The following is an 11,942-nucleotide window of genomic DNA, read 5'->3' as shown; positions in this document are numbered from 1 at the left end:
GGCTGTCGTTTTTTTGTGCCTCATTCATTTGCCCAAAACCAGCTGCATGCAATACCAGCGTTTTACTGCCGATGTCGTTTTTACCGGTGAAGCCGTGCTTACCCAACACGCCGTTATTGCCAATGCACAAGGCACCATTATTGACGTAGTGCCGCTGGAGCAGGCCGGCAGCGAGGTACAACAGTTCAACGGTTTGCTTTGTCCCGGTTTTGTAAATGCGCATTGCCACCTCGAACTCAGCCACATGCTGGGGCGCATACCGGCGCATACCGGCATGGTCGATTTTTTGCTGCAGGTCATGTTTAACCGGCAAGCCGATGCAGAGCTCATACAATACGCCATGCACAATGCGGCCGAGCAAATGCTGGGGCATGGCATCGTGGCCGTGGGCGACATTTGTAATACCGCCAACAGTGCCGCCATCAAACAACACAGTTCTATCTATTGGCACAGCCTGGTAGAAATATCTGGCTTTGTGCCGGCGGCGGCATTGCAACGTTTTGAGCAAGGCATCGCCGTGATGCAGGCACTGCAGCAACACCAGTCCGCTGCGCAAATGAGTGTGGTACCACATGCACCCTATTCTGTATCGGGCAAGTTGTACGAGTTGATTGCACAACAAACACAAACGGTGGTGAGCATGCACAATCAGGAAAGTGTGGCGGAAGAAATGTTGCTCACCCAAGGCAATGGAGATCTCTTGCGTTTGTATGAAGCCATTGGCGTCAACATTGATTTTTTTACACCAAAAGGCAACAGCAGTTTGCAGCATGTAGCCGATTGGTTGCCGCAGCAGGGCAACCTGTTGCTGGTACATAATTGCCACAGCACCGCCGATGATATTGCACTCATGCAACAACGGCAACAAGCTGTGTATTGGTGCTTTTGCCCAAGGGCCAATCAATACATTGGCAACCCGCTGCCCAATGTGCCGTTGTTTATAGAAAAAGATACCCGCATTTGCCTCGGCACCGATAGCCTGGCCAGCAACCACAGCCTGAGCATACTGGCCGAAATGCAAACGCTGCAAGCGGCGTTTCCGCAGCTCCAACTGGCGCAACTGTTGCAATGGGCAACGTACAATGGTGCTGCTGCGCTGGGCATTCAGCAGCAGTACGGCCAGCTGAAACCCGGCATGAAACCCGGCTTGCTGTTGTTGGAAAATGTGGGTGCCAATGGCGACATCAGTCACAGCAGCATACAGCGTTTGTGCTGATATTTGCGCCGTTCTTTTGCTATCGCAACAATGTTATCTTTTTAAATCACTGCTATGAAAATTATACCCGGTGAAGTTCCAGTAATGCAATTGCATCAATACATGGTGGGTGCTGTATCGCCACGCCCTATTTGTTTTGCCAGCACGGTAGACAAGGACGGTAACGTGAACCTTAGCCCGTATAGTTTCTTCAATATGTTTGGCAGCAATCCGGCTACGTTAATTTTTGGTGCTACCCGCAGACTGCGCAACAATACCAATAAAAACACCTTGGAAAATGTGCTTGAAACAAACGAGGTAGTGATTAATGTGGTGAACTACAACATGGTGCAGCAAATGAGCCTGAGCAGTTGCGAGTATCCAAAGGGTGTAGATGAATTTGTAAAAGCAGGTTTTACCAAACTGCCCTCGGAAAAAGTGAAACCACCACGGGTAGCAGAAAGCCCGGTGCAAATGGAATGCCGGGTAAAGCAAGTGATTGAGACCGGCAGCGAAGGTGGTGCCGGCAACCTCATCATCTGCGAAATACTGGTGATGCACATCAACGATGCCGTGCTGAATGAACAACAACAAATAGACCCGCATAAAATAGATTTGGTGGCCCGCATGGGTGGCGATTATTACTGCCGTGCCAGTGGCGATGCCGTGTTTGCTGTACCCAAGCCCAACACCGCTTTGGGCATTGGCATCGATCAACTACCTGAGAGCATCCGCAGCAGCAACATACTTACCGGCAACCACTTGGGCATGCTGGCCAATGTGCAGCAACTACCCGAAGCCGATCCGGCTTTTACCGATGATACCTGCAAAAACATTGTGCAGTATTATGCCAGCAATCCGGAGGAGATGGAAAAAGAGTGTCATCGCTATGCGGCACAATTGCTGCAGCAAGGCTTGGTAGACAAAGCCTGGCAGGTGCTGCTACTCACGTTGTAATGTTTTACTGCGCAAAAAGCGTAGCATAAAACAAAGTGCTTCGAGTAAGTAGCATTAGCACATTTGCTAATTATCACATTTGCAATTTGCTAAGCTACCATCATGGGTTGCTGCTGTAGTGCCAGCGCCAATACATGCTCCACTGTCTGTGCTATGTTATTGGCTTGCTGCGCAATCACAGGCTGTGATTGTTGCAACCAGTTGGCTATGTCCTGATGAAAATGTGGCGTGTCAGCATCGTCCAACACTTGTACACCCATTTGCTGCAGTGCTGCTGCATTACAGCGTTGCTCATACTGCCCACGAATGGGAATGCTGAGCAAACGTTTGCCGAGATACAAAGCTTCTGCTGGTGTTTCAAAACCACCACCGGTAATGAGCCCGTGGCAATGAATCAAACTCTTGTTGAACAGCAGTTGATCCACCGGAAAAAAGTGATGTTGCCGACACGTTCAATCTGCTGAATGCCTTTCAGAAACCAATGAAAATGTACACCCGGATGGTGGCGAAAATGTTCTTCTAAACAATGCTGCTCGTAGGCCGGCAAGTACACGGTTACATGCCCGTTATCCAACGGTTCAGCCTGTAAAAATTCTTGTTTGATAACAGGCGGCAGAATAAAAGAATCGTATTGCTGAAAATGCAAGCCCACATAATGGGTAGCCGGTGCGTACTGTTTTAAAATGAGTTCGCCCATGAGGCTGCGCTGCGCAGGGCGTGGCGTTTGTGCACTCATAAAACTGGCCTGATGTCCAAATTGCACCGAAGGCAAGCCTTTGATTTTGCATGCCCTGGCAGTGATGAAATCAAAGTCGTTCAGGATGACATCGTACTGCTCCAACGGTAGGTCTTTGGCTTCGCGGGTAGCCCTGAACAAACTGTTTTCCCGCCACATTTTTTTATAATTCAAACCACCACAGGCACTGTAAAACAAACTCATGCCTTTGCTGCTGTATCGCACAGGCAGTTGTGCCGGAAGCGTTGCATTGGCGCCACTCAAAAACACATCTACCTCACCATGTTGTTGCAGATAAGGCAGCAATTGTGTGGCCCGGCTAATGTGGCCGTTGCCCGTGGCTTGTACGGCATAAAATATTTTCATTTGTATCAGGTTGTATAGTCGAGCACCAGTGAGTGGATGTACAGCATCACTTCTTCACTCATGACATTGAGGCGGGGTTTTTCTTTGCTGATGAATGTGGGAGCAAGTGGCGTCCTTTCATCATACTGGTACAAATGCCAATCGTTGTTGTAGTATTCCAGCGCTGTCAGGTTTTCTACCCAATCGCCACTGTTGAGGTATTGCACCGAGCCTTTGCCCGTAGTAATGGTGCGTTGTTGTGGCTGGTGTATGTGACCACAAATCACATAGTCATATTTCTTTTCGATGGCAAGTTCTGCAGCGGTTTGTTCAAAGTTGTCTATCCAGGCCACCGCCTTCTTTACACCGGCTTTTACTTTTTTGCTGAAGCTCATTTTTTCTCTGCCAAAAAGTTTGAGCGTCCAGTTGATAAAACTGTTGATGAGGATAAGCAGGTCGTAGCCTTTGCCGCCCAGCTTGGCTAATATTTTAGCACTACCCTTGGTGCTGGCATCAAACACATCCCCATGAAAAATCCAGCACATCTGGCCGTTTATTTCCATCACCAGCTTGTCGGTGATTTGAAAATTGCCGAGGCTGAGATCGCTGTATTTGCGCAGCAATTCATCGTGATTGCCGGTGATGTACACCACACGGGTACCGCTGCTGGCCAACCGGCATATTTCACTAATTACTTCGAGGTGTGCAGCAGGAAAATAACGTTTGCTGAAATTCCAGATGTCAATAATATCACCGTTGAGAATAAGCAGCCGTGGCTGAATGCTGCGGAGATAATGCAGCAATTCCACTGCGTGACATCCGTATGTGCCCAGGTGTACATCGCTGATTACAACAACATCTAACGAACGTTTTTGCATGGCTACCGGCGTTTATCAAATGTTGTACAGGCTTGTTATCCGCAGGTTACCGAACTGTTACGAAATCAGCATCTCATCATTAAGAAAACATGAACAAAAAACAGGCTATAACAATATTTTAGACAAGCGGTCATGGGGTTTGGAACAATGCGGTATAGTTTTATACAAATCCCGGGTATGAAAACCTTACTGCTTTTATTGAGTATGTGCATCGGCGCTGTGGCTACGGCCCAGGCGCAACTGGAAGTAACCCTTAACAAGGCTGTATTTATGCCGGGCGACAGCATTCTTTTTGAAGCCCGCTATGCACCATGGGTTACCAGCAAGTACAATGCCACCCTCAATGTGTGGATGGAAGATGTAGACCACAAAGCAGTTTGGAAAATGCGCTACCCCATGCTGGCAGGTGTGGCAGCTGCTGATATTCTTTTGCCCGACGGCATGCCTGCCAACAACTATGCCTTATACTTCAGTGTGCAGGATGATTTCTTTTCTGTAAAAGGCACCGTTGTTTCGCCCTACAAAGACAAAGCCATTCGGGTAACCGTGCTGTTGGGCGAAGAACAATTGTTGGCCGACAACATTTCGCTGGATGAGCAACGCTCTTTCGAAATGAAAAAAATGCTGTTTGCCGACAGAGCGAAATTCTTCTTTGCGCCGGTAAAAACGAACCGCACCAATGATTTGCAGGTAGACTTACAGGTAACATTGGATTCCAACTTCCAAGCCATCGACGACACGTTGATCATGATTCAAATAGGCGAAATGACGCAGGCAAAACCAAACAGCTACCGCTTCGATCCGGAAGCTTTGTTTGCCAACAGCAGCGGCACCCTCAAAACCGTAGAAGTAATGGGTAAAAAGAAAACGCCTGCCGAAAAATTTGAAGAAGGGCATGTGAGTGGCATGTTTCGCACTACCGATGCGTATGGTTTTGATGGCACCGAAAGCAACCAGTTTATTGGCTGGATCAATATTTTGGAATGGATGAAAGGACGGGTAGCAGGTTTGAACATTCAGCCCGTGGGCAATGGCTTTGATTACAAAGCCACCTGGCAAGGCGGCGAAACCTTCTTTTTCTGAACGAAATGCAGGTAGATGCCCAAACCCTCACCATGATTCCAACGGCGGATATTGCGTATGTAAAAGTTTTCCGGCCGCCTTTTTATGGCGCATATCTGGGTGGTGCCGGTGGCGCCATTGCCGTGTATACCAAAGATGGCAGCAACGGATTTTTTACCGGCAGCCGCAACAGCTTTTTGGTAAATGGTTACACGCCCGAAACCTTTCGGTTACCTGTGAAACAAGTTGATACCAAATTGTAAATCCCCATTGTAAGTTGCCAATCGTTTGTAGCTCATCTTCTTTGTCCATCCATCAATGTGCCAATGGGTTCATCAATACTGGCATATACATTTCGCTTCAGCTCAGCTAAGGTGAATCAAACATGTTTTTTGTTTCGGGAGTTGCCATTATCTTGAAATAAAAAATTACCCTGTGAAAAAGATCCTCTCTCTCACTTGCACCCTATTTATCATTGGACAGCTGTTGGCACAAAATGTAGGCATTGGTACATCTACTCCTTTGGAAGCAAAATTGGTGGTCACCAATAACAACAACAATGTGCTTCTTGCTTGGAACTCAACCCCGCTGGCCGTTGGTGTCAAATCTGGTATTTATTTAAAAACCGGCAATTTATTTACCGGTGGATTGGTGACCACAGGCAGCACTGCCGGTAACTACAGCCGTGTTGGCTTGTATTCCTATGCCTCCAGTTTAAGCAGTACTCTTAAAGAAAGACTTACCATTACCGACAGTGGCTTTGTAGGCATTAATGATACCGCACCTCAGGTACTTTTTCAACTCAAGGGACATCCGGAATATCCTGCTATCAAACGAATGGCCGTAGTAGATAACGCCACTTTGGTGCTGAACGGCGGTGTTGGTCTTTCCGGTGGTGCCTTGCGGGTAAACAATGATGCAAATTTTTCTTCGAGTTATGTCACCATCGACAACACTTCCAGACTGGGTATTGGCACAGTACCGGGCTGGCCTGTGGATATATTGGTATCCGATGGTGACATTCGCATCAGAGATGGCAACGAGGGAGCAGGCAAAGTGCTGACCAGCGATGCTAGTGGTATTGCCCGCTGGCAAATCAATAGCAAACCCAAAAGTTTGAGTGGCTTTTTAGCGGCCACACAATCCATCACCGGTAATGGTGTGTTTAACACCATTGCTTTTGCGACCAATACAGGCAATGGCTTCAACGACATACCAGGCTCTTTTGACAATGCCACTTCAACTTTTACCGTACCGGCTGGCGAGGCAGGTACCTATTTGATTCAAGTACAAATCAAATGGAGCTTGCCTAACGCTTTTGCCAACAATACCACTTTCGTACTTTCCATAGCCAAAAACGGATTACCTGTTGCTTCTACATCTAACTTACTGTTACCCGACGTTACAGATCTCAAAAACCGCATCTTCAGTCTATCCACTGTTCTAAAACTAACAGCAGGCCAAACCATAAAATTTGCTTGCTACAATTTTACCAGTCTGTCTCAAAGCATTTTTTCCGACCCAGCTTATACCAATTTTAATATTACAAAGCTCTATTAAGTGCAGGGTTTTCTACTGGTTCAACAATTACCTTTGCTGCCCTCCAAACCAGCAAAGGTTTTTTATTATGAGTCAACAACTGAGTGAACAGGAAATCATCCGTCGGGAAAAACTGGACGCCCTCAAGGCTGCCGGCATTGAGCCTTATCCCGCCGCCCTTTATCCGGTCAATAGCTATTCTACCGATATCAAAAATGGCTTTACCGAAGAGCAGAAAGATGCGTATGCCAACGTATGTGTGGCCGGCCGCATCATGAGCATCAACGATAAGGGCAAGGTGTTTTTCATTAAAATACAAGACAGCAAAGGCATCATTCAACTCTACGTTCGCCGCGATGACCTCTACCCCGGCGAAGACAAAAACGAGTGGGAAGTGCTGGTGAAGCGGGGCCTCGACCTTGGCGATTACATTGGTGTAACCGGCTTTGTGTTTGTGACCAAAACCGGCGAAACCAGCATTCATGCCCAAAGCCTGACGCTGCTGGCCAAAAGCCTGAAGCCACTGCCCGTAGTAAAGCGGGATGAAGAAGGCAATGTGTTTGACGAAGTAACCGACCCCGAATTCAAATACCGCCAGCGCTATGCCGACCTGGTGGTAAACCCCGATGTAAAAGAGGTGTTTTTGAAACGCACCAAACTGGTGAATACCATCCGTGAGTTCTTGAATGAGCAGGGCGCCATTGAAGTAGATACACCGGTGTTGCAAGCCATTCCTGGCGGTGCTGCAGCCCGACCGTTCATTACACATCACAATGCGTTGGATGTGCCCATGTACATGCGCATTGCCAACGAGCTGTACCTAAAACGTCTGATTGTGGGTGGTTTCGATTGGGTGTACGAGTTCAGCCGCAACTTCCGCAACGAAGGCATGGACCGCACCCACAACCCCGAGTTTACCGTGCTGGAATGGTACACGGCCTACAAAGATTATTTCTGGATGATGGAAATAACCGAGCAGCTCTTCGAACGCATTGCCATTGCCCTGCATGGCACTACCGAAGTGAAGCTGGGCGATAAAATCATCAACTACAAAGCACCGTTTAAGCGCATCAGCATTTTTGATGCCATTAAAGAAAATACCGGCATCGACATCAGCGAAATGGATGAAGCTGGCCTGCGGGATGTGTGTAAACAACTGCACATTGATGTAGCACCGAGCATGGGCAAGGGCAAACTGATTGATGAAATTTTCGGCAGTACCAGTGAGCACACGTTTATTCAGCCTACGTTCATCATCGACTATCCGGTGGAAATGAGCCCGCTGACCAAGAAGCACCGCAGCAAGCCGGGCCTGGTAGAACGTTTTGAACTGATGGTAAATGGCAAAGAGCTGGCCAATGCTTACACAGAGCTCAACGATCCCATTGATCAGCGCCAGCGTTTTGAAGATCAGGTAAAACTGATGCAGCGTGGCGATGATGAAGCCATGTTTATCGACTACGATTTTCTCCGTGCCTTGGAGTATGGCATGCCGCCCACTTCAGGCATCGGCATTGGTATCGACCGCCTGTGCATGTTCATGATGAATCAGGTGAGCATTCAGGATGTGCTGTTCTTCCCGATGATGCGTCCGGAGAAATTTGACGAATAAACTTTTAGCACAGCGCTATAGCAAAAAGGCACTCCGCATCAATTGCTGGAGTGCCTTTTTTATGTGTTGAAATGAGGAATTAAAAATCGAAGCCCATTGAAAAATACCAGGCTGGTTTGCCTTTGAAGAAACCACCCATAGGCCAGCCGGCATCCACCTTCAGGAAGTAGCCCAGCAGTGTGCTGCGGGCACCAAAACCATAGCCGCCTACAAACGGACCAATGCCACCGGCTTTGATATTTACCGACACCGGGTTGCCGGGTGCTGAATACACCACGTTGGGGCGAGACAAACCTTTGAAGGTACCTTCCCAAGCCGAGCCCAAATCGAAGAACTGTACCAGTTGCAGGTTGCGGAGGAAGGCATTATTTACCGGACGGTTGAAGAAAGTACTCATTAGCGGCAGGCGGAATTCACTGTTGATGACCAGAGCGTTGTTACCATTGGCCACATTTTGCTGATAGCCACGCAGGTTTACCGCCAATGTTTGGTACACATAGTTTACATCCTGTCGTGGTTGGTTGGCATTGTTGAACTTGGGAGAAATCCAACTGTCTACACCACCCAGGTAGTAAATGAGTTTTTGATTACCCCAGCTGATATCTCCGGCACCACGTACTGCCCAAATAAAATTGCGGTAAATAGGTACATAGTACCGGAAGTCGGCACCCATGTTGTACGTAAACTGGCGGGTTTCTTTCTGACCGGCAAGCAGGGCTGATTTTTGCAAGCCCATGATGGTTTCCATGTACACTTTCCAGCGAATGCCGTTCCAGATATTGCTGGTTTTTACCAATGAATTGTCGTGCACATATTCGGCCCGCAGGTTGGCGTATTCCAGGTTTTCATCTTCCTGCCGCAGCGATGGCCGGTCTACTGCACTCACAATCACCCGGTCGAAACGAACACCACCAATAAGGCGAACACTCCGCACTTTATCCAATGGATAAGCTACGTTGCCTTGGTACAAATTGGTGATGGTGACACCAGGATAATAAAACTGCGTGTTGGGCAAATTGACTGGCGTATTGCTGTTTTTAGCACGGTAGTACATAAATCCCCAGTCGATGCGTTTGCGCCTGTTTTGGAAATCGATAAAGTATTCGTTGTCGGTCAAATCAAAGCCGGGCTTCATGCCACCACTAATGCGGTAGTCTTCCATTACATCGCTCAGGCTGGCCATGAGCAACCAGCTTAGGTTGTTGCCATTGTTCAGCTGAATAGGACCGATGCCGCCCTGATAAGGCTGGTAGCGGGTAAGCACCAAATTGTTGGTAAGACCTACGCTGGCCACATCATTGCTAAACCGAAGTTTGTATTTGTACAAGCGGGCCGTTTCGAGCAGTTGTTTTCTTTCGGCAGATTTATCTACTGCTACAGGCCCGGTTATTCTGCTGATGGTATCTGCTTTTTTCACAAACTCACCCAAAAAGGAGAAGCCTCCACTGGTATCGGCGGCGGCCGTACCTGTTTGGTATTTGGTGCCCTCGCCCTTTTCTTTTCTTGCCTCGGCCCACACTTCTTTTACGTAGGTAGTGGGTCGTGCATTTACGTTGCGGCGGCGCAGGGTTACACTGTCTACCCGAAGACGGTACAGCATTTTCAAACCACTTTGCTGCGTTACTTCACTCACCTGTCCTTTATCGCCGGCTATGCGGGTTTCCAGCAAACTACTCTGGTAGTTGGTCATGGGGAAAGTGTAGGTAGAATCTTTGGTGAGGGCAATGAGACCAATAGAATCGGGCTCGGAGCGGTCCCATGCTTTCAGCGTACTATCCACTTCTTTGATAGAAGGGTTGCGCAATATTTCATCACCAATAATCACGAGTGTATCCAGCCCCTCAGCCTTGGTAGTAAAGAAGCCGGCATAGCGGTTGGCCACGCCCGTTTCATCACTCACAAAAGTGAAGTGGTTCATGTTGTACTGCATGGGGTAACGGGCGTTCCCCATTTTCATATCGGAGAGTTGGGTAATCTGGCGGAAACCACCCTTGTCATCTACATCGGCCAAAAACACATTGTAGCGATAATCGCTGGGGATAGAAGTATCGCCACCGGCTGTAGTGGCCGAGGGTCGGTTACTGCTAAAGATGATGCCATATTTGTTGGGAAACGATACAAATGAAGCATCGATATCATCCCACACATCGTTGGTAATCTGGTCTATTTTGGCCGTTTCTATGTTGTACACAAAAATGTCGGTGTGGCCATTTTTCACGGCACTCAATATGAGCCGTTTGTGGTCGAGGTAATACTGCGCATCCTGCACCTGATCAAAGGGCAGGTCTACTTTTTTGGTCACCATGCGGTTTACCAAATCGTACACCATCAGTTTCACCTGGCCCTTTTCCCAATAAATAACGGCGAGGCGGCTACCCTTGCCATCCCAGCTCATCACGGGGTACAGCGGGTTGCGTTCGTGCTTGTAGGTACGAATACCATTTTTGATGAGCACTTTGCGGTTCACAAAGTTTTCGTAGAGCGATACATTGTAAAACCCTTTTTTGTACTCGGCCACAGCATAGGTGTAAGACCGTGCATTGGGGTTGGCAGCAAAATGATAGAAGTCCTGATTTTTATTGATGTCTTCAGTTACAGCAATGCTACCCTTGGGATAGTTGCGGCGGCCGCGGATGTCTTCGTAGTACATTTCTGTTTCCTCTTCCATCATTTCTTTCAGCACCGTTTTGAGCTTTTTGCGGCAGATGCGCTGCGAGGCATCGTTGGTGTTTTTGTACAAAATGGAGAGGTACATGAAGTAGGTCACATTTTCCTTCTTGTACTTTTTGGCGAGGTAGTGAAAAAAGGCGTGGCCTGCCAACTCCGGATAATCGAATGCGAGGCCATAAAAATTTTTGTACTCGTTGGCCAGCAGGGCGTTCTTCAGTTCATCATCTTTTTCTACACTCCAGTTTTCAGCTGCATAGGCTATGTAACCATCGGTGAGCCATTTGGGCAAATCGAGCAGCGCTGCATTGCTGGCTACTTCGCCCAGGTTTTCGCCAAACAAGCGGTTGGCCAGTAAAATTTGCGCAATGCCCTGACGAATCTGGTGCCGCAAATCTTTGTGGTTGCCATTGAAGTAGATGATCATTTTGTTGTTGACCAAACGGGTCATACCGCCGGGGTCAGTCTCTGCATTTTCCAAACCAATGTTGCTGGTTTGTGCATCGTCGTAGCTGTTGTACAGCACCACATTGGCCCGGCGCTGCAAAGCCATTTCGGTAAAAGCTTCCAGCTGCGGCAGTTCTTCTTCTGCCACCTGCAGCACATACTTGGCCAGCTCCAATCCACCTTCGGTAAAATGAATGTTGAAGTTGTCGGTTTGGTAAAAACGCCAATTGTATTTGCGGTACTGAATGCGGTTTTTGCCAAACTGTACACTCGATACCTGTGCCATTGTTTCAGCAACAGATACAACAGTGAGGAGCAGCAGGGTAAAACGCAGGAACAGCGATGAAGATTTGGGCATACGATTGTTGGATATAAACATGAACAGTGAACGAATTTTAAAGGTAGCAGAATATTGCTATTGGCACAGGCTACGGTCTGATGGTCAGTTGTTTTAACAGTACGCTGACAGCCAAAACGTTGCATTTTTGCCGGCAGTAAAACGTA

General features: G+C 48.0%; 10 protein-coding genes. 6 read left to right on the top strand and 4 right to left on the bottom strand.

Features of this window, described 5'->3' with window-relative positions:
* The first annotated feature begins 46 nt into the window (after positions 1 to 46).
* Together GLV81_RS00555 and GLV81_RS00550 are read left to right on the top strand one after the other, a co-directional pair.
* Positions 47 to 1,216: an amidohydrolase family protein gene (locus tag GLV81_RS00555; RefSeq protein WP_157475920.1), complete on the top strand. Its 1,170-nt coding sequence runs from the start codon at positions 47 to 49 to the stop codon at positions 1,214 to 1,216.
* A gap of 54 nt (positions 1,217 to 1,270) precedes the next feature.
* On the top strand, positions 1,271 to 2,152 hold the full coding sequence (locus GLV81_RS00550; RefSeq protein WP_157475919.1) for a flavin reductase family protein: 882 nt from the start codon (positions 1,271 to 1,273) through the stop codon (positions 2,150 to 2,152).
* Between the two features lie 89 nt (positions 2,153 to 2,241).
* Here GLV81_RS00550 and GLV81_RS20925 read toward each other — a convergent pair whose 3' ends face one another.
* The 3 genes from GLV81_RS20925 to GLV81_RS00540 are packed head-to-tail and all read right to left on the bottom strand — an operon-like array spanning position 2,242 to position 4,111.
* Positions 2,242 to 2,577 (bottom strand): glycosyltransferase family protein, encoded by a 336-nt coding sequence (locus GLV81_RS20925; RefSeq protein WP_197428807.1) that lies wholly within the window; start codon positions 2,575 to 2,577, stop codon positions 2,242 to 2,244.
* Positions 2,547 to 3,254, bottom strand: coding sequence for a glycosyltransferase family protein (locus GLV81_RS00545; RefSeq protein ID WP_197428806.1), 708 nt, complete (start codon positions 3,252 to 3,254; stop codon positions 2,547 to 2,549). Before GLV81_RS00545 ends, GLV81_RS20925 begins: the two co-directional genes overlap by 31 nt.
* Before the next feature lie 5 nt (positions 3,255 to 3,259).
* Positions 3,260 to 4,111, bottom strand: coding sequence for a UDP-2,3-diacylglucosamine diphosphatase (locus tag GLV81_RS00540; RefSeq protein ID WP_157475918.1), 852 nt, complete (start codon positions 4,109 to 4,111; stop codon positions 3,260 to 3,262).
* A gap of 177 nt (positions 4,112 to 4,288) precedes the next feature.
* Between GLV81_RS00540 and GLV81_RS00535 the strand changes: the two genes are divergently transcribed.
* The 4 genes from GLV81_RS00535 (at position 4,289) to lysS (ending at position 8,324) form a co-directional block, all read left to right on the top strand.
* Entirely contained in the window at positions 4,289 to 5,194 is a 906-nt protein-coding gene (locus GLV81_RS00535) for a hypothetical protein (protein WP_157475917.1), read from the top strand.
* 5 nt (positions 5,195 to 5,199) lie between these two features.
* On the top strand, positions 5,200 to 5,436 hold the full coding sequence (locus GLV81_RS00530) for a hypothetical protein (RefSeq protein ID WP_197428805.1): 237 nt from the start codon (positions 5,200 to 5,202) through the stop codon (positions 5,434 to 5,436).
* A gap of 172 nt (positions 5,437 to 5,608) precedes the next feature.
* Positions 5,609 to 6,733 carry a hypothetical protein gene (locus GLV81_RS00525; protein ID WP_157475915.1) on the top strand — a complete coding sequence of 375 codons (1,125 nt, stop codon included), beginning with the start codon at positions 5,609 to 5,611 and terminating at the stop codon, positions 6,731 to 6,733.
* Positions 6,734 to 6,800: 67 nt separating this feature from the next.
* Positions 6,801 to 8,324: a lysine--tRNA ligase gene (gene lysS / locus GLV81_RS00520; RefSeq protein ID WP_157475914.1), complete on the top strand. Its 1,524-nt coding sequence runs from the start codon at positions 6,801 to 6,803 to the stop codon at positions 8,322 to 8,324.
* Between the two features lie 79 nt (positions 8,325 to 8,403).
* Here the strand turns inward: lysS and GLV81_RS00515 are convergent, their stop codons facing one another.
* The gene (locus tag GLV81_RS00515; RefSeq protein WP_246186147.1) at positions 8,404 to 11,817 is read right to left on the bottom strand and encodes a TolB-like translocation protein; all 3,414 of its coding nucleotides are present in this window, start codon (positions 11,815 to 11,817) and stop codon (positions 8,404 to 8,406) included.
* Positions 11,818 to 11,942: the final 125 nt, after the last annotated feature.

Source organism: Phnomibacter ginsenosidimutans, assembly GCF_009740285.1.
Taxonomy (GTDB): domain Bacteria; phylum Bacteroidota; class Bacteroidia; order Chitinophagales; family Chitinophagaceae; genus Phnomibacter; species Phnomibacter ginsenosidimutans.
The sequence above is the reverse complement of the archived record's forward strand: the minus strand, read 5'-3'. Positions and strand labels throughout refer to the sequence as shown.

What these genes read in the sequence shown, in the direction of transcription:
- GLV81_RS00555 (WP_157475920.1), top strand. Translation starts at nt 47, where the DNA reads ATGCAATACCAGCGTTTTACTGCCGATGTCGTTTTTACCGGTGAAGCC.
- GLV81_RS00545 (WP_197428806.1), bottom strand. Translation starts at nt 3,254, where the DNA reads ATGAAAATATTTTATGCCGTACAAGCCACGGGCAACGGCCACATTAGC.
- lysS (WP_157475914.1), top strand. Translation starts at nt 6,801, where the DNA reads ATGAGTCAACAACTGAGTGAACAGGAAATCATCCGTCGGGAAAAACTG.
- GLV81_RS00515 (WP_246186147.1), bottom strand. Translation starts at nt 11,817, where the DNA reads ATGTTTATATCCAACAATCGTATGCCCAAATCTTCATCGCTGTTCCTG.
- GLV81_RS00535 (WP_157475917.1), top strand. Translation starts at nt 4,289, where the DNA reads ATGAAAACCTTACTGCTTTTATTGAGTATGTGCATCGGCGCTGTGGCT.
- GLV81_RS00530 (WP_197428805.1), top strand. Translation starts at nt 5,200, where the DNA reads ATGCAGGTAGATGCCCAAACCCTCACCATGATTCCAACGGCGGATATT.
- GLV81_RS00550 (WP_157475919.1), top strand. Translation starts at nt 1,271, where the DNA reads ATGAAAATTATACCCGGTGAAGTTCCAGTAATGCAATTGCATCAATAC.
- GLV81_RS00540 (WP_157475918.1), bottom strand. Translation starts at nt 4,111, where the DNA reads ATGCAAAAACGTTCGTTAGATGTTGTTGTAATCAGCGATGTACACCTG.